General features: G+C 66.6%; 21 protein-coding genes. 8 read left to right on the top strand and 13 right to left on the bottom strand.

The window, feature by feature from the left end; translation table 11 throughout:
- Positions 1-64 precede the first annotated feature (64 nt).
- Together OG874_RS29440 and OG874_RS29435 are read right to left on the bottom strand one after the other, a co-directional pair.
- A complete protein-coding gene (locus OG874_RS29440; protein WP_330250353.1) occupies positions 65-985 on the bottom strand; it encodes an Abi-alpha family protein in 921 nt (306 codons plus the stop codon).
- The gene (locus OG874_RS29435; RefSeq protein ID WP_330250352.1) at positions 976-2,298 is read right to left on the bottom strand and encodes a DUF445 domain-containing protein; all 1,323 of its coding nucleotides are present in this window, start codon (positions 2,296-2,298) and stop codon (positions 976-978) included. The genes OG874_RS29440 and OG874_RS29435 overlap by 10 nt, the downstream gene beginning before the upstream one ends.
- Before the next feature lie 337 nt (positions 2,299-2,635).
- Between OG874_RS29435 and OG874_RS29430 the strand changes: the two genes are divergently transcribed.
- A complete protein-coding gene (locus tag OG874_RS29430) occupies positions 2,636-3,514 on the top strand; it encodes an Abi-alpha family protein (protein ID WP_330250351.1) in 879 nt (292 codons plus the stop codon).
- Between the two features lie 101 nt (positions 3,515-3,615).
- Positions 3,616-4,164 carry a nuclear transport factor 2 family protein gene (locus tag OG874_RS29425; RefSeq protein ID WP_330250350.1) on the top strand — a complete coding sequence of 183 codons (549 nt, stop codon included), beginning with the start codon at positions 3,616-3,618 and terminating at the stop codon, positions 4,162-4,164.
- Positions 4,165-4,173: 9 nt separating this feature from the next.
- Here OG874_RS29425 and OG874_RS29420 read toward each other — a convergent pair whose 3' ends face one another.
- A complete protein-coding gene (locus tag OG874_RS29420; protein ID WP_442943136.1) occupies positions 4,174-5,817 on the bottom strand; it encodes a peptide chain release factor 3 in 1,644 nt (547 codons plus the stop codon).
- A gap of 302 nt (positions 5,818-6,119) precedes the next feature.
- Between OG874_RS29420 and OG874_RS29415 the strand changes: the two genes are divergently transcribed.
- Positions 6,120-6,725, top strand: coding sequence for a 50S ribosomal protein L25/general stress protein Ctc (locus OG874_RS29415; protein ID WP_330250349.1), 606 nt, complete (start codon positions 6,120-6,122; stop codon positions 6,723-6,725).
- Between the two features lie 23 nt (positions 6,726-6,748).
- Entirely contained in the window at positions 6,749-7,330 is a 582-nt protein-coding gene (gene pth / locus OG874_RS29410; protein WP_330250348.1) for an aminoacyl-tRNA hydrolase, read from the top strand.
- Between the two features lie 63 nt (positions 7,331-7,393).
- Here pth and OG874_RS29405 read toward each other — a convergent pair whose 3' ends face one another.
- The 4 genes from OG874_RS29405 to OG874_RS29390 all read right to left on the bottom strand — a co-directional run bounded on the left by OG874_RS29405 (position 7,394) and on the right by OG874_RS29390 (position 11,822).
- Entirely contained in the window at positions 7,394-9,046 is a 1,653-nt protein-coding gene (locus OG874_RS29405) for a fatty acyl-AMP ligase (RefSeq protein ID WP_330250347.1), read from the bottom strand.
- Between the two features lie 156 nt (positions 9,047-9,202).
- Positions 9,203-9,475, bottom strand: a complete 273-nt coding sequence (locus tag OG874_RS29400; protein ID WP_330250346.1) for a hypothetical protein — start codon at positions 9,473-9,475, stop codon at positions 9,203-9,205.
- Between the two features lie 245 nt (positions 9,476-9,720).
- Positions 9,721-10,638 carry a ribonuclease Z gene (locus tag OG874_RS29395; RefSeq protein WP_330250345.1) on the bottom strand — a complete coding sequence of 306 codons (918 nt, stop codon included), beginning with the start codon at positions 10,636-10,638 and terminating at the stop codon, positions 9,721-9,723.
- Complete coding sequence (locus OG874_RS29390) at positions 10,638-11,822, bottom strand: aminotransferase class V-fold PLP-dependent enzyme (protein ID WP_330250344.1); 1,185 nt, start codon at positions 11,820-11,822, stop codon at positions 10,638-10,640. Before OG874_RS29390 ends, OG874_RS29395 begins: the two co-directional genes overlap by 1 nt.
- Before the next feature lie 167 nt (positions 11,823-11,989).
- On the opposite strand from OG874_RS29390, the gene egtA reads away from it, so the two are divergent.
- From egtA to egtD, 4 genes are all read left to right on the top strand, one after another.
- Positions 11,990-13,321: an ergothioneine biosynthesis glutamate--cysteine ligase EgtA gene (egtA, locus tag OG874_RS29385; RefSeq protein WP_330250343.1), complete on the top strand. Its 1,332-nt coding sequence runs from the start codon at positions 11,990-11,992 to the stop codon at positions 13,319-13,321.
- Positions 13,322-13,382: 61 nt separating this feature from the next.
- Positions 13,383-14,723 carry an ergothioneine biosynthesis protein EgtB gene (egtB, locus tag OG874_RS29380; protein ID WP_330250342.1) on the top strand — a complete coding sequence of 447 codons (1,341 nt, stop codon included), beginning with the start codon at positions 13,383-13,385 and terminating at the stop codon, positions 14,721-14,723.
- Between the two features lie 142 nt (positions 14,724-14,865).
- Entirely contained in the window at positions 14,866-15,705 is an 840-nt protein-coding gene (gene egtC / locus OG874_RS29375) for an ergothioneine biosynthesis protein EgtC (protein ID WP_330250341.1), read from the top strand.
- The gene (gene egtD, locus OG874_RS29370; RefSeq protein ID WP_330250340.1) at positions 15,702-16,673 is read left to right on the top strand and encodes an L-histidine N(alpha)-methyltransferase; all 972 of its coding nucleotides are present in this window, start codon (positions 15,702-15,704) and stop codon (positions 16,671-16,673) included. Before egtC ends, egtD begins: the two co-directional genes overlap by 4 nt.
- 2 nt (positions 16,674-16,675) lie before the next feature.
- Here egtD and OG874_RS29365 read toward each other — a convergent pair whose 3' ends face one another.
- The 6 genes from OG874_RS29365 to glmU all read right to left on the bottom strand — a co-directional run bounded on the left by OG874_RS29365 (position 16,676) and on the right by glmU (position 21,718).
- Positions 16,676-17,320, bottom strand: coding sequence for a DUF2461 domain-containing protein (locus OG874_RS29365; protein WP_330250339.1), 645 nt, complete (start codon positions 17,318-17,320; stop codon positions 16,676-16,678).
- 137 nt (positions 17,321-17,457) lie between these two features.
- Complete coding sequence (locus tag OG874_RS29360) at positions 17,458-18,189, bottom strand: hypothetical protein (protein ID WP_330250338.1); 732 nt, start codon at positions 18,187-18,189, stop codon at positions 17,458-17,460.
- A 36-nt stretch (positions 18,190-18,225) separates the two neighbouring features.
- A complete protein-coding gene (locus tag OG874_RS29355; protein ID WP_330250337.1) occupies positions 18,226-18,486 on the bottom strand; it encodes a hypothetical protein in 261 nt (86 codons plus the stop codon).
- 70 nt (positions 18,487-18,556) lie between these two features.
- Positions 18,557-19,150 carry a hypothetical protein gene (locus tag OG874_RS29350; RefSeq protein WP_330250336.1) on the bottom strand — a complete coding sequence of 198 codons (594 nt, stop codon included), beginning with the start codon at positions 19,148-19,150 and terminating at the stop codon, positions 18,557-18,559.
- A gap of 100 nt (positions 19,151-19,250) precedes the next feature.
- Entirely contained in the window at positions 19,251-20,231 is a 981-nt protein-coding gene (locus OG874_RS29345; protein WP_330250335.1) for a ribose-phosphate diphosphokinase, read from the bottom strand.
- Positions 20,228-21,718 carry a bifunctional UDP-N-acetylglucosamine diphosphorylase/glucosamine-1-phosphate N-acetyltransferase GlmU gene (gene glmU / locus OG874_RS29340; RefSeq protein ID WP_330250334.1) on the bottom strand — a complete coding sequence of 497 codons (1,491 nt, stop codon included), beginning with the start codon at positions 21,716-21,718 and terminating at the stop codon, positions 20,228-20,230. The genes OG874_RS29345 and glmU overlap by 4 nt, the downstream gene beginning before the upstream one ends.
- Positions 21,719-21,728 lie beyond the last annotated feature (10 nt).

Here is a 21,728-nt window from a genome sequence, read left to right as displayed (position 1 = left end):
TGGGGCGGACCACCATTTGACTACGCTCGGTCGGGGCCGAGCCGTCGGCGGACTGGGCGCGCTGCTAGTCGGTGCCGGAGGCTCGGCCGTCTTGGACAACTATTGGTAGGCAGGTTTGGACGAAGTCGGCGCCGAAACCGGTGAGGGTGATGCTGCGGTAGTAGATCTTGGTGCCGAAGCCGGAGCGTTTCAGGACTTCTCGGACGGGGGCTTGGGCTTCGAGGATTTGGTAGCGGTTGGGGTTGCCGACCGGGTCCTTGGCGAAATCGATGAGGCCGAGGCGGCGGAGGTTGGGGAGGTATTGCTGGATGCGGTTGGGGAAGCGCAGGCCGGCGTGGTCGCCGATCAGGTTGAGGCCGGAGATGATTCGTTCGGTGCCGAGGGCACGGGGGCGCCCGGCGCGGATGTCGATGGCGGGTTGCGGGCCGTCGAGGTGGAGGAAGCGCAGGATGCGGGCTTCGTCGGGAGTCAGTTCCTCGAGCATGCGGGCGAAGGCGGGGTGGGTTTCGTGATGTTCGCCCTGGGTGCTCGCGGACAGTCGCAGCAGCGCGGCACCTTGTTCGCGCAGGGTGGGCACGGCATCGGTGGTGGGTTGTTCGGGGGTGGCGGGCAGGCGCAGGGCGCGGCGCACGGCGTCGCGGACCTCCGCCTCGGCCTCGGCGAGTACTTCGCGCGGCGGGTTGCCCGCGATGCTGCCCTTGACGACGGTGGCGCCGACACCGAGCGCGGTGTCGATGCTCCACGCGGTTACCGCGCCAGCGGCGGTCACCGCGACGCGCGCCACGCCGGTGGTCGCGCGGACGGTCTTGCGCACCGACCCGAGTTCCCGCTTGCGCGTGGCGGATTCGAGCTCGACCGCGGCGCTCGGCAGCCGCGCGATTTCTGTTGCGGGCCGGGGTGTTTCGGCCGTTTCGGAGGGCTCCACACGAGCAGAGCGCTGCCCGGCGGCCGAGAGATCGTCGCCGCCCGATTCCGTCACAGCCATGATGTCGCTACTCCCGTTCCGAAGATCAGGATGTGAGCGTATCCGGCGAACAGGCCCAACACGCCGCCATGCAGAAAAAGCAGCCATTCGTCCTGTTTGATGGCCGATCGCAACATATCCACGAAGTCGGGGGGCGACAGGGCCGACATCTGTTTGGCGATGTAGTCGTTGATCTGCCTGCCCTGCTGGATGTTGAAGTCCGGATCGGCGAAGGCGATGGGGGCGATGGTCATGGCTTCGGCGGTCAGTGTCGACTGCAGCGAGTCGTACTCGCGGCTGCCGAGCATGAACTTCACCGCCGGTCGGGCGGGTCCGAGCGCGCGGTCCGCGGCGGGGCGCAGGGTGTCCTCGAGCATCTGCATGGTCCGGTCCGAGCGCGGGCCGTTCAGCAGTTCGTCACCGATATTGGCGACGGTCATCACCTGACTGGAGACCAATTCGGCGTAGCCGTCGGTGATTTCGGACTGCCGCTTGATCAGCAGACCCTGCCGCCACGGGCACCACCACTTCGGATACGCGGGCGCGAAGATCATGTTCAGGCCGATCCAGTTGACCACCCAGCCGATGATGACGCCGCCGACCGGCAGCACCACCAGTGTCGACCAACCGGTCACATGCAGCACCCCGACCAGCACCACACCCATCGGAGCGCCGAAGTAGAAACCGAAGTTCTGCATGAAGCGCAGTTCCTTGGCGCCGAGCACCTGGAAAAGGGTGTTGAGCAGATGTGGCCGCGCCTGGAAATAGCGGATGACCATCTGCTTGACGTCGAGCAGCTGATCGATATTGGCGCCCAATTCCTCGGTCAGCTCGCGCAGAATATCGGGCAGCTGCTGGCGGACCCGCGCGTGAATCATCTCGCGCACGCCGGTCGGCAAGTTGTACCAGAGTTGCGGGTGTTCGCGGCGCAGGATTTCTTCGACGATGTCCTTGATCTGCGCGTCGGCGATAGTGGCGAGGTGTTCGGCGAGCTTGTCGGGCTCCAGTTCGCGATAGAAGTCGGCGACGCTACCGAGTTTCGCCAGGCCCTTGTCGACCGCGATGCTCGCCATTTTGTCCGCGCGCGACGGCACGATGCCCTGCCAGCCGATTCTGCCGTCGTAACTCAGTAGCGGCAGCACCTGAATTCGCTTGGGCAGGAACGGAAACACTGCGCGTAGACCAGGTAGATGCGTGCCATGGAAGGCGACCGGCTTGAACAGCATGAGGATGCCGGTCCAGTTGGTGACGTAGCCGATGATGCCAGTGAAAAGCGGGATGGTCACTAGCTCGAGCAGGAGCGTCGGGTGGACACCGAAAACACTCTCTAACACGACACCCTCCTGCCGAATACCCGGTGACCGCCGCCTCACCGGGACCTCAAACTAGCACTCAGTCGGCAGACGGACCCTACTGTGCGGTAGAGAGCCCGGTCCACCGCGAGTGTTCCGACCCACACCGGAGTGTCTGAGACGTCAGTCACACTGCGTGTCCAGAATGTCGTACTGTCAATCAGCGACGGAGACAATGACGACCGCCACACGTTCGACAGCAGGGGTCGGCGTGCGTGCTGGCCCCACTCGGCTCGCGGTTGGACCTACCTGGAAGGCTTGCGGGCAATAATCTGTGGGCGTATTCGTTCACTTGGCAGGCAATACATCGGAGTAGAACGTGGCAGACGACAGGACCGGACAGGACGTGGCCCGGGCCGGTTCCCGCTCGATGGAGCGCAGCTCGGATGTCGAACAGCGGCAGATCAGCAATGAGGCACGGCTGATTCGCGGTGTGTTCCGAGCGGCGGGGCTCGCGGCGGGCACCGTGGCGCGCGGCAGTCAGTGGGCCGTCGAGACGACCTACGAGGTGACCAAGGAGATCACCCAGGCCGCGCTCGACGGTGAGTCGTCGGCCGATATCGCCGAACGCACCGGCAATGCGCTGCGCTCCATCGCGCGCAGCGCGCTCGGCGTCACCGAGGGGTCGGTGCGCGAAATCGTCAGCTACGTACCGACTTCGAACGGTGCGGCGCAGCAGCAGGCGCTCGGCATCGGCACGCCGCTGCACTCGGCGAGCAGCGAGGAACTGCGCCGCCGTGGCGATGCGCTGCTCGCCCGCTCGGCCGATGTCTACTTCACCGAAGATGTGCACCCCGCCTACGACCGGATCCTCGACGAGTTGGCTCCGGATGAGGCGCGCATTCTGCGGTTCATGGCGTTGAACGGTCCGCAGCCCTCGGTCGATGTGCGGACCAACCGTCCGCTCGGCATCGGCTCGGAACTGGTGACCGGGGATCTGACCTCGGTGCCCGAACAGGCCGGTGTCCGTTACCCGGACCGGGCGCGCACCTATCTGATCAACCTCACCCGGCTCGGGCTGGCCCAGGTCTCCGACGATCCGGTGGTGCTCAGCCGGTACATGGTGCTCGAGGTGCAGCCGGTGGTCGAGGCGGCGCTGAAGAAGGCCGGGCGCGCGCCCAAGATCGTGCGCAAGAGTCTGCGACTGACCGAGTTCGGCAGCGACTTCTGCCACACCTGCTTCACCATCGGGAACTGACCGCCGTGTCAACCCGGTGATTATCGGGTACTGGTGATAGCAATCTGATACAAATCTTCCAATTCCTGTAGCACTGCGGCTTCGAATGGGATTGTTGATATATGGATCAGGATGCTGTGTCAGCGATCAGTCGCCTGAAGTTTCGGTATCTGCGCACCCTCGACACCAAGTCGTGGGATGAATTCGCGGATACCATGATCCCCGAGGCGACCGCCACGTACAGCGAGTACCTGCAGTTCGAGTCGCGGGACGCGTTCCTGGCATTCATGCGCAACACCCTCGGTCCACATGTCATCACCGAGCACAGATGCGACCATCCGGAGATCGATGTCGACGGCGATACCGCCACCGGCACTTGGTATCTCGCCGATACCGTGCTGATACCGGCGCACAACATGCTGCTACGCGGCGCGGCGTTCTACACCGACCGCTATGTGCGCTGTCAGGACGGGCGCTGGCGCATCGCGCACACCGGGTACGAGCGGACCTACGAGGTGGTCCTATCGCTCAGCGACCTGCCCAGCCTGCGGTTGACGTCGAGTCGCTGGGGGCTGATCGCGCGGGAGGACGGCATCGCGTCGGTCGAGCGTAATCCGGGTACGACTTTTCGCCGCGAGCCCGCACCTGAAGCGGAGCCCGAGGCGGGGTGAATCGGCCAACTAGTCCGCCGCCGCGACCAACGGCTCGAGCGTGAGCTTCGGATGCTCCTTCTCGATGTACTGCAACCGCCACTTATCGCTGAACAGCGCCAGCAGCGCCCCGTCGGAGCGCGTGAAAACCTCGACGCCGCGCTGCCGGTCGAGTTCGCCCATCGAGTCCGCATCGGTGCGCCGCGCCAGCGTGTAGGGCAGATGCTCCATATGCGTCTCGACGTTGAACTCCGCGAGCATGCGTGCGGTGACGACCTCGAACTGCATGGGGCCGACCGCCGCGAGCACGGGTGACGCATCGCCGCGCGCGTCATTGCGCAGCACCTGCACCACGCCCTCGGAGTCGAGCTGATCGATGGCCTTGCGGAACTGCTTGTACTTGCCCGCGCTCTGCGCGCGCAGTACCGCGAAATGCTCCGGCGCGAAGGACGGGATCGGCGGGAACTCCACCTTCTTGTCCACGAACAGCGTGTGCCCCGGGGCCAGCGCCGTGGCGTTGACCAGGCCGACCACATCGCCCGGGTAGGCGGTGTCGACGGTCGTGCGCTCACGGCCGAAGACGGTGAGCGCGTACTTGGTCGCGAACGGCCGACCGGTCTGGGCATGCGTCACGACCATGCCACGCTCGAATTCGCCGGAGACGATCCGCATGAACGCGAGCCGATCCCGGTGTGCCGCATCCATTCCGGCCTGCACCTTGAATACGACCGCGCTGAACGGGTCGTTGGTGGTGCGCGGGGTGCCGTGCACATCGGCGCGCGAACCCGGCGCCGGCGCGAGCGAAACCAGCGTCTCCAGCAGTTGCCGCACACCGAAGTTCAGCATTGCCGAGGCGTAGATGACGGGGGAGGTCTGACCGGCCAGGAACATTTCCTGATCGTGATCCTGTCCGGTCGCCGAGAGCAGTTCGCTCTCCTCGGCGGCGGTCGTCCACGCCTCACCCTCGCGGGCCTCGGCGGCTTCCGGGGTGATCGATTCCTCCGGCGCGATGGTCGCGCCGCCCGCGGTGCGGGTGAAGTGGATGTATTCGGCGGCCTCGCCCTCGGGGCCGCGGCGCAGCAGGCCGCGGAAGTCGCCCGCGATGCCGACCGGCAGGAACAGCGGGGTCGGGGTGAGGCCGATGCGCTCGTTGATCTCGTCGAGCAGTTCCAGCGGCGCGCGGCCCGGGCGGTCCCATTTGTTGATGACGGTGATCACCGGGATGCCGCGGTGGCGGCAGACCTGGAACAGCTTCAGCGTCTGCGGCTCGAGCCCCTTGGCGGCGTCGATGAGCATGACCGCGGCGTCAACGGCGGTGAGCACGCGGTAGGTGTCCTCGGAGAAATCCGAGTGACCTGGGGTGTCGACCAGGTTGATGACGTTGTCGATATCGGAGCCCGCGGCGCGGTAATTGAACTGCAGCGCGGTCGAGCTGACGGAGATACCGCGCGCCTTCTCCATCTCCATCCAGTCCGATACGGTCGAGCGCCGCCCGGCCTTACCGTGGATGGCGCCCGCTTCGGAAATCATCTTGGCGTGCAGCGCGAGCGCCTCGGTGAGCGTCGACTTGCCCGCGTCGGGATGGGAGATCACCGCGAATGTGCGCCGTCGGGCGACCTCGGCGGGCAACCCACGCGGGGCGGGCGCGAGGACACCCTCAGTGGAGGCGGTCAACTTCAACAACCTTTCAGATGGCCGGTCGGCAACCGATCCAGCGTACTGGACCCGAGTAACCATCCGGATGTGCCGACCCCACCACCCGATTCAGCTGGACATAAACGGTTGCGCTATGGTGTTCGGGTTGTCTCGGCGAGGGTGACCGCAGACGTTTTGCGCTCACCGTGATCGACGCGGCTCGGCTCTCTGCCGTCCTCGTTCGGTTTTCGCCCGACGAATAGACCAACCTTTGCCAGGGCGGAAGCAGTCCCTGGCGCACTGTTGACAGCCCGGAAGAGCCGTAGGGAGTAGATCCAGTCATGTCTGACGCCAACCTTCTCGAAGCCGCCGTCCGCACGGAGTTCGGCAAGGGTGCCGCCCGCCGTACCCGTCGCGCGGGCAACGTACCCGCCGTACTGTACGGTCACGCCGCCGACCCGCAGCACCTCTCGCTCAACGCCCAAGCCTTCGCCGCCATCCTGCGCGAGCACGGCACCAACGCGGTGCTGAACCTCGTCATCGACGGCAAGAAGCAGCTGGCGCTGACCAAATCCGTTGTGGTGCACCCGATTCGCCGCTACATCGAGCACGCCGACCTGCTGATCGTCAAGCGTGGCGAGAAGGTCACCGCCGATGTGAACGTCGCGCTGACCGGCGATGCCGCCTCCGGCACCCTGATCACCCAGGACACCACCACGTTGTCCATCGAGGCCGACGCGTTGAACATCCCCGAGTCCATCGAGGTCTCGATCGAGGGTGTCGCGGCGGGCACCCAGATCACCGCGGGTGAGATCACGCTGCCGAAGGGTGTCACCCTGGCCGGTGACCCGGAGACCCTGATCGTCAACATCATCGCGGCCCCGGCCTCCGCGCAGGAGACCGAAGCGGCCGCTGCCGCTGCCGCGGAGTCCGAGAGCGAAGAGTAAGAACTCCCCGGGTCGGTTATTCGATGACCGAATCCTCGACCGGGCCCGCGCTCGTGGTCGGACTGGGTAATCCCGGTCCCGAGTACGAGCGCACCCGGCACAATGTCGGCTTTCTGGTCGCCGATGTGCTCGCGCAGCGCGTCGGCGGCCGTTTTGCCGTGCACAAGAAATCCGGTGCGGACCTGCTGCAGGCGCGGCTGGACGGGCGCCAGGTGCTGATCGCCAAGCCACGGACGTTCATGAATCTGTCCGGGCGTCCGGTCGCGGCCCTGGCGAAATTCTTCTCGGTGCCGCTGACCGAGGTGATCGTCGTGCACGATGAACTCGACCTCCCCTTCGGCCAGGTCCGGCTCAAGCGCGGCGGTGGTGAGGGCGGGCACAACGGTCTGCGTTCGGTCTCCAGCGCCCTGACCACCAAGGACTACCTGCGCACCCGCATCGGTATCGGCCGCCCGCCGAGCCGTCAGGATCCGGCGGACTATGTGCTCAAACCGTTTTCGTCGGTGGAGCGCAAGGAAGTTCCGGTCATCGTCGAACAAGCCGCGGACGCAGTCGAATTGCTGCTCCGAGTCGGCCTCGAACCCGCCCAGAACCAGCTGCACTGAGCCGCAACCGCTCGTCAGGCCGGGAAGCGGTAGCGTCGGGTGTCAGGGGCACATTCGCCCCCCTCAGCCGCGTGGCAGATGCATGGCGGTGGCGGCGCGGCGGAGCTTGCCGGAGGAGGTCTTGGGCAGTGCGCCGGGGCCGAGCACCGCGACGGTGCGGGGCCGGGCGCCGACCTCGGAGAAGACCGCGTGCACGATATCGTGCTCGATGCGCTTGACCACATCGTGATTCTGGTGGTCGTTACTCTCCACCACGACGGCGAAGCTTTCACGTTTGTCGCCCGCGTCCAAGCGAACCGCCACCGCATTGCCGGGGCGCACGCCCGGCACCCGCATCGCGGCGCGCTCGATATCGGTGGGGTAGATATTGCGGCCACCCATGATGATGACGTCCTTGATCCGGCCGCACACGACGATCAGGCCCTCATCGGTGAAGTAGCCGATATCGCCGGTGTCGAGCCAGCCCTCATCGTCCTGCGCGCCGCGGAATCCGTCGACCGTGACGTAGCCGGAAGTGACTGCGGGACCGCGCAGTTGGATCACGCCGACAGAGCGGGTCGGCAGCGTCTGGCGCTCCGTGTCGACGATTCGGCCCTCCAGTTCGTCGACCAGGTAGCCCAGGGTCGGCATCCGGCGGACGTTGCCGTGGGTGCCGTGTGGCTCGGGCACCGGCACGGCCTTTCCCAGCGCTTCGAGCAGGTCGGCGTCGACGACGTCGAGCACCTGGCCGAGTCCGGGATCCGGTATCGACACGGCCAGTGTGGTTTCGGCCATGCCGTAGACCGGGGTGAGCGCCATCGGGTTGAGCCGGAAGCGTTTTCCGGCCACGGCGAGTGCGTCCATGGTGTCCGGGTCGACGGGTTCGGCGCCATTCCACATGTACCGGACGCTGCTGAGATCGTAGGCGCCGTCCTCGGCCTGCTTGAGTCGGCGGGCGAGCAGCGAGTACGCGAAATTCGGTGCCGCTGTGACGGTGCCGCGATACTTGTCGATCAGCTCGGCCCACACCAGCGGACGCATCAGGAAGTCGATCGGCGTCACGCAGACCACTTCGGCGCCGAATTGCATGGGGACGCTGAGGAATCCGACCATGCCCATATCGTGGAACAGGGGCAGCCAGCTGATCATCACATCCTCGTCGAGCTGGAACTTCACCCGATCGAACATGGCGTAGGCGTTGACGTAGAAGTTCCCGTGCGTGATCCGTACCGCCTTCGGCGATCCGGTCGATCCGGAGGTCAACTGCTGCAATGCGATATCGGTCTCGACGGTCGGCAGCGGTTCGGTCTCCGGGCCGTCGTGCAGTTGGTCGATGCGCACCACGGTGATGCCGCGCTCGCGCAGCAGCGGCTCCGCGGCTTCGAAGGGCGCGCCGAGTACGACGGCGCGCGCCTTGATCATCGACAGCACGGTTTCGGTATCGCGTGCCCAGACCACGAGATCGGTGCGCGGGGTGGGCTGATGCAGCATGGTGATGGATGCGCCGCGCATCCAGATGCCCTGGCAGACCGGTGCGATATCGACCGGCATTCCGGCCAGGACGCCGACCGCGTCACCGTGTCCGATCCCGGCCTCGGCGAGGCCGCCCGCCATCCGCCGGGCGATGTGGTGGATATCGCCCCAGGACTGCCGCAACGGCGCGTTCGGCTCCCCGCTCACCAGCCCCCGACTCGAGGTCTGCGCCGTCGCGTACATCTCATCGGTGAACCTACTCAAAGTCCAACTCCCTGATCACCCCGATACGGTGGCCGGACGTTCTACCGGCCCTGCTTCCAACTATCCCGCCAATCCGCTCCCGCGTTAACCGATCCGTTCGGTTGTCCAAGAGCTTGCCCGGTAAGCGTACTGAACGGTCCGATTTTGAGGGTCGAATCAGGAGTGGAAGGTGGCGGCGTAGCGGTCGACGTAATGGCGGCCCGAACGCGCGGCGAGTTCGCGCATCAGGTCGTCGGTCGCGGTACGAACGTCGTTCGCGGCGAGCAGTGGGGTGAGCTGCGGGTAGTAGCGCGGTGCGCCGAAGCTGATCCGAACCTTGCCGAAACGCAGCAACCGGCTGCCGCGCGGATTCACCTTGTCGGTGCCGGCGGCGAAAACCTCCGCCAGACCACCCTGCCCCTCTTTGAACGTTTTGCCACCCTGGTCCACGAATCGGCCCCGTACTCCGCCGAACCCCGGGTCCGTGCGATCACGCTGTGGACCAACCTCCATGGCATCGCCGCCCTACAAGCCAACTGCAGCCTGCGCCTGGTCGACCCCGGCTTCGACGCCGGCGCCCTGGTCACCCAGGTGATCGCTCGTCACCTCACCTGAGCGCATTGCCCGCCCCTCGCAACTGCCGCGTCCGGCAAGCTCGCACCATCCCCGAACCTCCCGCACGAGCTATCGAACTGTCAACGGCGTTGCGGGAGTGGGATTCTCGCCAGGTCGGTGGCGATCACGATCTCGCCGGTGAAGTGTCGAGCCGCCTCGGCGCGGTGGTCTTCGAGATCACGGTAGCGCTGCGAGAAATGGGTGAGGACCAGGGTGCGCACGCCCGCTTCGGCGGCCGCTCGGGCCGCTTGTCCGGCCGTCAGGTGGCCGTACTCCTCGGCGAGGCGGATATCAGCGTCCAGGAACGTCGCCTCGATTACCAGCATGTCCACCCCCGAGGCGAGTGCCAGCACGCCCGGGCAGAGGCGAGTGTCCATCACGAAGGCGACGCTCTGGCCGGGGCGCGGTTCGCTGATTTCGGCCAACGTGATTGTGCGCCCGTCGAATTCGATGCGGCCCGCGCGCTGCAATGCCCCGACCGCCGGACCGCGCAGACCGAGTTCGGCGAGGCGGTCCGGCAGGATGCGGTGGCCGTCGGGTTCGGTGAGTCGATAGCCGAACGATTCGACCGGATGCGACAGCGCTACTGCCTCGAGCGCGAACGGTGCGTTCGGCGCGACCACTGCGCCCGAACTCGCGATCGGATGCGTACGAAGTTCGACGGTGCGGTGAAAAACGGTGGCACTGCTCAGCCGATCGAAATACTGCTGGCCCGACGCCGGGTAGTACACGTCCACCGGATGCGCGACCTTGTCCAGATTGATCCGCTGGATAACCCCGGGCAGACCGAGGCAGTGGTCACCGTGGAAGTGTGTCACCGCGATGCGCGTGATGTCGGTGACGGAGACGCCCGCGAACGTCATCTGCCGCTGGGTACCCTCACCGGGATCGAAGAGAATGCCCTCCTCGCCCCAGCGCAGCAGATATCCATTGTGGTTGCGCTGCTTGGTCGGAACCTGACTTGCGGTGCCGAGGACAACCAGCTCGCGCGGCGACATCAGAGCGCGGCCACGGCGGCCACGAACCGGTCCAGCTCATCGAAGCCGACGAAGCAGTGCGGGGAGGCCCGGACCACGGAATCCAGTCCGCGCGAGGTCATGTCGAGCAGCGTGGAGCTGGCGTGGCTGACGGTCACGGTGATGTTCTGCGCCGCGAGCCGATCCCGCACCTCGACGGCGGAGGTCCCGTCGACCGTGAACGAGACGATACCGCTGTGCCGAATGCCGATATCGCGCACCGTAACTCCGGATATCTGGGGCAGTGATTTGCGCAGGTGTTCGGCACGCGCCGCGATCGCCGCGTAGACGTCCTCGGGGCCGAGCTCGAGCAGGTACCGCACGGCGGCACCGAGACCGAGGCGCGCGGCGACATCGCATTCCCAGAATTCGAAGCGGCTCGCGTCGGGGTGCAGGGTGTACTCGTTGGGCCCGGTCCACTGCGCGCTGTGCAAGTCGAGGCGTTGTGGCTCCATCGATGCGGCCAATTCCGGTCGCACATAGAGGAATCCGGTGCCGCGCGGCCCACGCAGCCATTTGCGGCCGGTGACCGAGAGCGCGTCGACGTCCAGCTCGGCCACATCGATCGGTAGTTGCCCAGCCGACTGACAGGCATCGAGCAGGACGAGCGCGCCGACCGAATGCGCGATCCTGGTGGCCTCGGTGGCGGGGTTTACCAGGCCACCGTTGGTCGGGGCGTGCAGCACCGACACCAGCTTCACACGTTCGTCGACCATCTCGGCGAGCGCGTCGAGATCGATCTGGCCGGTGCCGTCGCTGGGAATCGGCTCGACGACCGCGCCGGTGGCCTTGGCCCGCTGCAGCGCCGCGATGGCATTGCTCGCGTAGTCGGCGCCGGAGATGAGGATCCGGTCGCCGGGTGCCAGCGGGACGGAGTAGTAGAAATCGGACCAGGAGCGAGTGGCGCTGTCGCTGAGCGCGATACTGCTCGGGGCGGCGTTGATGAGCGTGCCGATGGCGGTTTTCACCGCGTCGAGGTCGGCGAGGCGTTCGTTCGCCGCCCGATAGCCGCCGATCTCGGCTTCGCGCCGCAGATGGCCGATCACCGCGTCCAGGACGATCCGCGGCGGTAGCGAGGATCCCGCGCTGTCGAGGAAAACCAGACCCGGTTCGGAACCGGACGCGCAGCCCGGTGTATCGGCACGTACGCGCTTCTCGTCCAGCATGGCACCGACAGTAATGGGTACGGAGTTCGGTTTCTCTTCGGTTTCCTGTCGGTGCCCATGGCTACCCTGGATGGATCGTCGCGTCTGGAATATGCCGGGCGACTGCGGCGATACAGGACTAAGCGCACATTCGGCCTGGTACACGGATTCACATGGTGGAGGTTGGTATGGCGGTCACGCTCGAACACCCGCAGCGGGTCACCGCGCTCGAACACGGTGAACTGTCCTCGCGGGCCGCGGCCGAGGCCTATATCGAAAAAATCTGTTTCAAGTTGGGCCCACCTACGCTCATCGGCGCCGAACTCGAGTGGCTCACCGTGCAGGGTGAGTGTTCGCCGTCAGGTCCATCCGCCGCACCCCGCCCGCAGCTGGCTGCACTCGTGGCTGCACTCGGACCGTACGCACCACGGTCCATTGCCCCCGATTCACCGGCACTCTCGCTGCCAGGGGGCAGCCGGGTCACCCTCGAACCCGGCGGTCAAATCGAACTCTCCAGCGCTCCGTTCGCCGCTGCCGCGCAGCTGTGCGAGGGCCTGCAATCCGACGCTCGGATGCTGCGGGATCTACTCGAATCCCGATCCATTCGCACCATCTCCGCCGCCGCCGACGCGGACCGCCGCCCCAAACGGGTACTGCGGTTACCGCGCTATCGCGCCATGGAACAGTCCTTCAGCGGTATCGGCCCGTTCGGCAAGCTGATGATGTGCAATACCGCCGCGACCCAGGTCAGCGTCGACGCCGGTGCGGATCGCGCCGAGGTCACCGCTCGCTGGACCGCGCTGTACACGATCGGCCCCGCACTGCTTGCGGCATTCGCCTGCTCACCCGAATTGCACGGCGCACCGGCGGGAACGTGGGTGTCGCAGCGCATGCGGACCTGGTTGCGCCTCGACCATGCCCGCACCCGTCCGGCGGTGGAATCCTGGCCGGATCCGCTCAGGGGCTATGCGCGCTGGGCCCTGGATGTCCCGCTGCTGTGTGTTCGTCACCCCAATGGTGTAGCCGCCGAGGGCGATGGTCATGGCTGGTCAGCGCCGCCGGAAGCGACCTTCGCGGACTGGTTGTCCGGTGCGCTGGACGACGAGATCGGTCGCCGTCCCGATGTCGGTGATCTCGACTATCACCTGACCACCCTGTTCCCGCCGGTCCGCGCCTCGGGACATCTGGAGGTCCGCTACCTCGACGCCCAGCCGGACGACGACTGGACCGTCCCGATCCACGTATTCGACGCACTGCTGTCGGCCCCGGCCGTGATCGCCGAGGCGACCGCGATCGCCGCGCCACTCGCGGGCCGGTGGCTCGACGCGGCTCGCTGTGGGCTGGCCGATCCCGAGATCCAGGAGGCCGCCGTCGCATTGCTGAGCCTGGCCGCGGCCCACGCGGCGAGTCCGGCGGCGGCCCACGAGATCGAATCCGCGGCCGAGCGATGTCGCAGCGGTCGCACCCCGACCGATGAACTCGTTTCGCGCAGTGCGGATTCCAATGGGGTCGTCCCGTGATCGCGCCCGGACTACCCGACCCGCACGAACTTGACCAGAACGAGTTCCGGAGATACCCATCGTGACTATTCAGCACCCCGCAACCGACCATTCCGGCACCGAACAGTTGCGTGACCGGATCGCCGAAGTGCTCGCCCGCGCACGGGATCGCACCATCGGCCTCACCACCCTCGATGAAGAAGAGCTGGTCGCGCAGCATTCGCGACTGATGAGCCCGCTCGTCTGGGATCTCGCCCATATCGGCAATCAAGAAGAACTGTGGCTGGTTCGCGATGTCGGCGGCCGCGAACCCGTGCGCGCCGATATCGATGAGCTGTACGACGCGTTCAAACACGCCCGCGCCCATCGCCCCGAGCTGCCGCTGCTCGATCCGTCCCAGGCCCGGGATTATGTCGGCACCGTGCGCGACAAGGTGTGGGATGTGTTGGACACCAGTGCTTTACGCGGTGATCCGCTGGTCGACGGCGGATTCGCCTTCGGCATGATCGCCCAGCACGAGCAGCAGCACGACGAAACCATGCTCGCCACCCATCAATTGCGCACCGGCCCCGCCGTGCTGGCCGCGCCCGCCCCGCCCGCGGCGGCCACTCCGGTCAGCGGTGAAGTTGTCATTCCCGCAGGCGAATTCGCCATGGGCACCTCGACCGACCCGTGGGCACTGGACAATGAGCGGCCCGCGCATCCGGTGCACGTGCCCGCCTTCGCCATCGACGTCGCGCCGGTCACCAACGAGCAGTACCTGGCCTTCATCGCCGATGGCGGTTACGAACGGCCCGAGCTGTGGTCCGAACGCGGTTGGGCGCACCGGCAGGAGGCGGGCCTGGTCGCGCCACAATTCTGGGAGCGCGATCCGGGCGGCCACTGGTGGCGGCGAGGATTCGGCGTGATGGCCCCGGTACGTCCGCAACAGCCGGTGGTGCACGTCTGCTGGTTCGAGGCCGAGGCCTATGCCACCTGGGCGGGCAAGCGCCTGCCTACCGAGGCGGAATGGGAGAAGGCGGCCCGGTTCGACCCGGCGACCGGAGCGTCGCGCCGCTATCCGTGGGGCGATACCGAACCTGATTCCGCCACCGCGAATCTCGGCCAGCGCCACCTGGAACCCGCCGATGTCGGCGCGTATCCGGCGGGTGCGTCACCGGCCGGGGTGCACCAGTTGATCGGCGACGTATGGGAGTGGACGGCATCGGGTTTCGCCCCGTACCCCGGCTTCCGCGCCTTCCCCTACGCCGAATACTCCGACGTCTTCTTCGGTGGCGACTACCGAGTACTGCGCGGTGGCTCCTTCGGCACCGATCCGGTCGCCTGCCGTGGCACCTTCCGCAACTGGGATCACCCGATCCGCCGTCAGATCTTCGCGGGCTTCCGGCTGGCCCGCGATCTGCGACAAGGCGAGGGCGAGTGAGCGGCACGGCGATGAGTGCGAGTCCCGACCGGACTCGTGACGCCGCAGTGCGGGCGAGTGCCGCAGTGCTGCATGGGAATCCGGCCCGTAGGCGAGGGAGTGTCGCGGCGCGACGACCCATGGCCGCGGGAGGTGAACGCTGATGTGCCGACACCTCGGTTACCTCGGCCCGCAAGTGCGGGTGGGTGACATGCTGACGCTCGGGTCGCATTCGCTGCGGACGCAGGCGTGGGCGCCACGGGATATGCGGGGCGGTGGGACGATCAATGCCGACGGGTTCGGTGTGGCCTGGTGGCGGGATGCCGATGACGATTCGGTGACCGTCAGCCGGTACCGCAATCCCGCACCCATCTGGACCGATCCGGCGGTGGAAGAGGTTCTCCCGCAATTGGAATCGTGGGCGGTGCTGGCCTCGATCAGGTCGGCCACCGTGGGCATGCCGGTCGAGCGGAATGCCTGCGCGCCGTTCACCGATGGCCGCTGGGCGTTCAGTCACAACGGCGTGGTGCCCGACTGGCGCCGCACGCTCGGTGCGGTGGCCGAGGAATTCGGCTCCACCGCAACCGAACTCGGCGCGGGTCAGCTGTTCGAGCCGATGCGGTTGCTGGAGACCGAATCCGCGACCGATTCGGCAACGCTCTGGGTCATCCTGCGCGGCCTGCTGTCCACCGGCGCACCGGACGGTTCGTGGGCGGCGGCCCCGGCGGCCTTGAGTCTGCTCGTCGCCGCGATCCTGGACCGAGCCCCGGACGCCAGACTGAATTTCCTACTCGGCGACGGCCAACAGCTGTGGGCGACCACCGGGTACCACTCGCTATCCGCGCTGGTCACCGACGATTTCGCCATCCTTTCCTCCGAACCCTTCGACGACGACCCCCGCTGGCAGCCGATTCCGGATCGCCAGCTGGTCAGCGCCCGCCCCGGTGCGCTCTCCGTGACACCTTTGCTCGCTGTTCCAAGCACGAAAGGCTCGCTGTTATGACCGCTCCGACGCTGGAGATCCACCTATCCGATGACGACCTCACCTCGGCGTTGCGGACGGATGCCGGGCTCGGTCTCACCGCGGATCCGAAGTGGTTGCCACCCAAGTGGTTCTACGACGCCCGCGGCAGTGAATTGTTCGAGCAGATCACCGAACTCCCCGAGTACTATCCGACCCGCACCGAACGCGCGCTGCTGGAGCGGGTCGTCGGCGAGATCGCCCGCACCGCACAGGCCGAGGTCCTGGTCGAACTCGGCTCGGGTTCGGCCGCCAAGACCAGGCTGCTGCTCTCCGCACTGATCGCGGGAGGACCGCTGAAAACCTATGTTCCGCAGGATGTCTCGTCCTCGGCGCTGCGGGCCGCCGCTGACGAGATCGCCGCCGAATTCCCGACACTCGCGGTGCACGGGGTGGTCAGCGATTTCACCGACACCCTGCGCAACCTGCCGGGTGGAGGCCGGCGCATGATCGCCTTCCTCGGCGGCACCATCGGCAACCTGGTCCCGGATGAGCGGGCCGAATTCCTGTCCAGCATTTTCGAAGTGCTGGAACCGGGCGAGCAATTGCTGCTCGGCGCCGGCTTGGTCATCGACCCGGCGGTGCTGGTCCCCGCCTATGACGACGCGGCCGGTGTCACCGCCGAGTTCAACCGAAATGTGTTGCACGTGTTGAACAGTCGGCTCGACGCCGATTTCGAACCGGACAAGTTCGCGCACGTCGCCAAATGGGATGCCGAGCGCGAGTGGATCGAAATGCGCTTGGAGGCTACCGAAGAGATGACCGTGACGGTTCGCGACCTGGATCTCACCGTGCACTTCGCGCGGGGCGAGCAGATGCGCACCGAGATCTCCGCCAAGTTCCGCATCGACGGGCTGGATGCCGAACTGGCCGCCACCGGTTTCAAGACCGAAGAGGTCTGGACCGATCCCGACAACCGCTTCGCCCTGGTACTGGCCGCGCGCGGCTAGGACTAGGCGGGCCCGCCGCCGACCACCGCGGCCAGCCAGTCGATGAAGGGCCGCATCGTCTCCCAGGCGGTGCGGACCTCCTTCGCGGTCCGCGGTTTGTCCAGCCAGGCCGGCGCACCGAATTCCTTACTGCACGTAAGCGATTTGTGCCGCAGGAGATCGATGCGCGGGTGATCCGCCTCGTAGCCCTTCGGTTTGGTTTTCAGCTTGTCCCCACTGATCGTGAACCCCGCCTTGGTGAGCTTCGCCAGAATCGCCTCCAGCTCCGCGCCGCGCACATCGTCATCGATGGTGCTGCGCAGCTGGGCGACCTGCGCGGGGGAGCCCGCGTAGAACCCGCCGCCCACGAACAGTCCCGCCGCGTTGATCTGCACATACCAGCCCGTGCCCGGCGCGACGCTGACCACCGCGCCCTGTGCCGTCTTATAGGGCACCTTGTCCTTGGAGAAACGCACATCCCGGTACGGCCGGAAGATCTTCGCGGTGCCGAAGTCGGCCTCCAACTCCGCGGTCAGCGCGACCATCGGCGCCTTGACCGCCGTCTCGTACACATCCTTGTGCGCGCTCCAGAAGGCCTTCGAGTTATCGGCCTCGAGATCCTCATAGAAGTCCAGCCCCGCCAGCGGGAATCCACCGAATCGACTCATGCGTGCGCCTCGCTAGCGCTCGGCTCCCGCATTCGCCGTGGACGCTGCGACATGATTCGCTCACTGCGTTCGCTCATGGCAACACGCTACGACGTCAGCCTGCGGTATCGCGACCTCGCCCATCCGTTCGAGCGCGGTCAGTTGGAGTCGGGGATCATGCTGCCGCTGAAGACCGCGTAGGCGAGGATGAGTCCGATGATCAGGGTGAGTGCGGAGACGATGGCGGCCCACTTGCCGAGGGATTCGCCCTTGTTGTGGGCGATGAGGCCGAGAATGATGCCGGCCGGGCCGAACAGGTAGGGACAGAACAGCAATGAGATGCCCGCGCAGACGAAGGCGATGATCGACAGGGTTTGGGTGCCGGATCTCGGTTCGGGTGTGCTGTAGGGCTGCGGGGTGTAGGGAGGATAGCCGCCGTACGGGGATTCCGGTGTTTTGTCGGTGATGGGCGGGTAGACGGCGCCCGGCGGGTAGGGCTGCCGCTCGTACTGTGCTCCCGCCGCGGGGTGCCACGGTTCTGGTTGCGCCCGAGATTGGTTCGGTGTGCCCGAGGGTTGCGCCTGCTGCTGGTCACCGGCGTTCCACGGCTGCGGCTGTGCCACGAGATCGGGTGCGGTCTCGGCGGCCGCGCGCTCGGCCGGCGTCGGTGCGGCCGGTTCCGCGCCCGATGGCTGTGCGTCGATATCCGGTGCGGCGGGCCCGGCCGGTAGCGGTGCGGCCGGTTCGACGGGCGCTGATTCCCAGGGCTCGCCGGCAGCCGGTGTGGCCCAATCCGTGCCCGCGGATTCCAGCGGCTCGGCGGGGGATTTCTCGTCGTCCGGTTTCTCGGGCACCGCATCGCCCCGCTCGGGATGCTGCGGAGTGGTCATCGAACTCTCCTCACGTCGGCGGCTGCGGGGTGCGCACTACAGATCCGTATCGTCGACGATCTCCATCGCGGCGACCTCAGCGGGCCGCTCGTCCTCCTCGGCGAGTTCGGCGGCCTGCTCTCTCGGGGTCCACTCCTGTGCGAGTTCATCGGCGATGCCGAGCCTGCCGTCATCCTCGCCCTCGCGATAGCGAATCTCCAGGTCATCGGGCGGATCCTCGACATTGCGCGCATATGCGCGGATATCGTCCGCCTGCTTGTCGTCCCCCATGTCCATGTCCAGTGGGTCGCGGTCCATATCCTCAGTATCCCCCTGGACCTCGGCGGCAAACGGGATCCGACCCCTCCCGGCGGCGATCCGCCTGGATTCAGCTGAAAGCTCCGAGGAATCCGATGAAGGCGATGACCAGGACGATCGCGAGGGCCAGCACCACGCCGTTGGCGATGGCCGCCCACTTGCCGAGGGATTCGCCCTTGTTGTGTCCGATGATGCCGAGCACGATGCCCGCCGGTCCGGTGATCACGATGGGCAACCCGCAGAACATCACCACCGACAGCGCGGTCGCCGCGAGGCAGGAGAAGCTGATGATCGAGAAGATCGGGACATCGGATTGCTGTGGCGGAGTGTAAGGCTGGTACGGATACCCGGGGTATCCGCCGGGTGGCGGGTATCCGGGCTGCGCACCATAGGGACCCGGCTGCGGCGGGTAGACGGGCTGCGGGTAGACGGTCGGCTGCGGGTAGCCCGCAGGTGGGGTGTACGGGGGCGCGGCACTGCCCGGAAACGGTTGTCCCGGTTGATAAGCCGGCGTCGGATCGACACCGGGCGCACTATCGGGCGCCCAGACCTTGGTCGCGTCCGCGCCGTCCTGCGGTTGGCAGACCTGCGTCGGATCGACCGGCGGCGGCTCCGGTGACTTCCCGAGATTGATATTCGGTGCCGGATCCTGCGGTGTAGTCATGGTGTCCCCCCTATGTCATTGCAGACGCCTCGAGGGTATACACCCAGACGAAAATGGCGGCCCGGACAATATCCGAGCCGCCATATCCTATAAGCAGTGATCAAGCGTTGCCGTTGAAAAGTCCGGTGACCGAACCGTTCTCGAAGACCTCGCGGATGGTGCGCGCCAGCAGCGGCGCGATCGACAGCACGGTCAGCTGGGGGAACTTCTTGTCCTCGCTGATCGGCAGCGTATTGGTGACCACGACCTCCTTGGCGCCACAGTTGGCCAGGCGCTCGGCGGCCGGATCGCTCAGTACGCCGTGTGTCGCGGCGATGACCACGTCACCGGCACCGGCCTCCTTGAGCACCTTGACCGCGCCGGCGATGGTGCCACCGGTGTCGATCATGTCGTCGATCAGGATGCAGGTGCGGCCCTCGACCGCACCGACCACGCGGTTGGCCTTGATCTGATTGGGCACCAGCGGGTCGCGGGTCTTGTGGATGAACGCCAGCGGGGAGCCGCCGAGCGAATCGGCCCACTTCTCGGCGACGCGCACGCGACCGGAGTCGGGGGAGACCACGGTGATGTGGTCGAGGGTGTAGTTGTTGCGCACGTACTCGGCCAGCTGCAGCTGGGCGTGCATGTGATCGACCGGGCCGTCGAAGAAGCCCTGGATCTGATCGGTGTGCAGGTCGACGGTGATGATGCGGTCCGCGCCCGCGGTCTTGAGCAGATCGGCGACGAGGCGGGCGGAGATGGGCTCACGGCCGCGGTGCTTCTTGTCCTGACGGGCGTAGGGGTAGAACGGCAGCACCGCGGTGATCCGCTTGGCCGAGCCGCGCTTGAGCGCGTCGATCATGATGAGCTGTTCCATCAGCCACTGGTTCAGCGGGGCCGGAAAGCTCTGCAGCACAAAGGCATCCGAGCCGCGCACGGATTCCTCGAAACGGACGAAGATTTCACCGTTGGCGAAGTCGCGCGCGGTCTGCGGGGTGACGTGGACGTCGAGTTCCTTGGCGACCTGCTCGGCCAGCTCAGGATGTGCGCGTCCCGCGAAGAGCATCAAGTTCTTCTGGTTGTCGATCCATGACGCGGTCACTGCTGATTGCCATCCTTTTGCTCGATTGCCTGACCCGACATCTCTTTGGCCGCGATGGCTTCCGCCGCCGCGTGCGCCGCGTCCGTCCCTGGACGGTGTCGCTGCACCCAGCCCTCAATGTTTTTTTGTGGCCCGCCTGAAACCGCGAGTGCCCCCGGCGGAACGCTTCTACGCAGCACAGTACCCGCCGCCGTATACGCGCCGTCACCCACCGTCACCGGTGCGACGAACATGGTGTCGCTGCCGGTGCGCACATGTGAGCCGACAACGGTGTGATGCTTTTTCACACCGTCGTAATTGACGAAAACACTCGAGGCGCCGATGTTGCTGTGCTCACCGATGGTGGCATCGCCGACATAAGTGAGGTGCGGCACCTTGGAGTGTGCGCCGATGGATGCGTTCTTGGTTTCGACGAATGCGCCGAGCTTCCCGGAATCGCCGACGATGGTGCCCGGCCGCAGATAGCTGAAGGGGCCGATATTCGCGCCGGGACCGATCACGGCCTGATCACCGTGGGTGCGAACAACACGTGCGCCGTCGCCGACGACGACATCGGTGAGCGTGGAATCCGGCCCGATCACCGCGTCCTCGCCGATGACGGTGCCGCCGAGCAACTGCACCCCCGGCCGGATCTCGGCGTCCCTGGCGATCCGCACACTGGCATCGACCCAGGTGCTGGCGGGGTCGATGATGGTCACCCCGGCGCGCATATGCCGCTCCAGGATGTAGCGGTTGAGGGTGCGCGCCGCCTGCGACATCTGCACCCGGTCGTTGACGCCGGTGACCTTGGCCGCGTCGATCAGGCGCGCGCCGTGCACCGGATGTCCGGCCTCGCGGGCCAGCCGCAGCACGTCGGTCAGGTACAGCTCGTGCTGGGCGTTGGCGGTGGACAAGCGTCCGATCATGGTGCGCAGCACCGCCGCGTCGAAGGCGTAGACACCCGAGTTGACCTCGGTGATCGCCGACTGCTCCGGGGTGGCGTCGGCATGTTCGACGATCTCGGTGACCTGGCGGTCGGCATTGCGGACGATGCGGCCGTAGCCGTTCGGGTCCCCGGGAACGAAGGTCAGCACCGTGACCGCCGAACGGTCGGCGTAGCTGCGGTGCTCGTCCAGTAGCGCGGACAGGGTGTGTCCGTCCAGCAGCGGGACATCGGCCGAGGTGACCAGCAGGTCACCGGTGAAATCGTCGGGAACCGCGGCCAGCGCGCACTGCACCGCGTGCCCGGTGCCGAGTTGTTCTTCCTGGATCGCGGTCATGATTTCGCGGCCGAGTTCGGTGGCGACGTCGGCGACCGCGGCGCCGACTTGTTCCCTATCGTGTCCCACCACGGTTATGAGGAACGCGGGGTCGATCTCGTTCGCCGCATGCAGCGCGTGCGCGAGCATGCTCCGACCGGCCAGCGAATGCAGTACTTTAGGAGTCTTCGACCGCATTCGCGTCCCGGCACCGGCTGCGAGAACGACGACGGCGGTCTGCTGTGGCATGGATCTCCCT

The organism is Nocardia sp. NBC_00565 (genome assembly GCF_036345915.1).
Lineage (GTDB): Bacteria > Actinomycetota > Actinomycetes > Mycobacteriales > Mycobacteriaceae > Nocardia.
The sequence above is the reverse complement of the archived record's forward strand: the minus strand, read 5'-3'. Positions and strand labels throughout refer to the sequence as shown.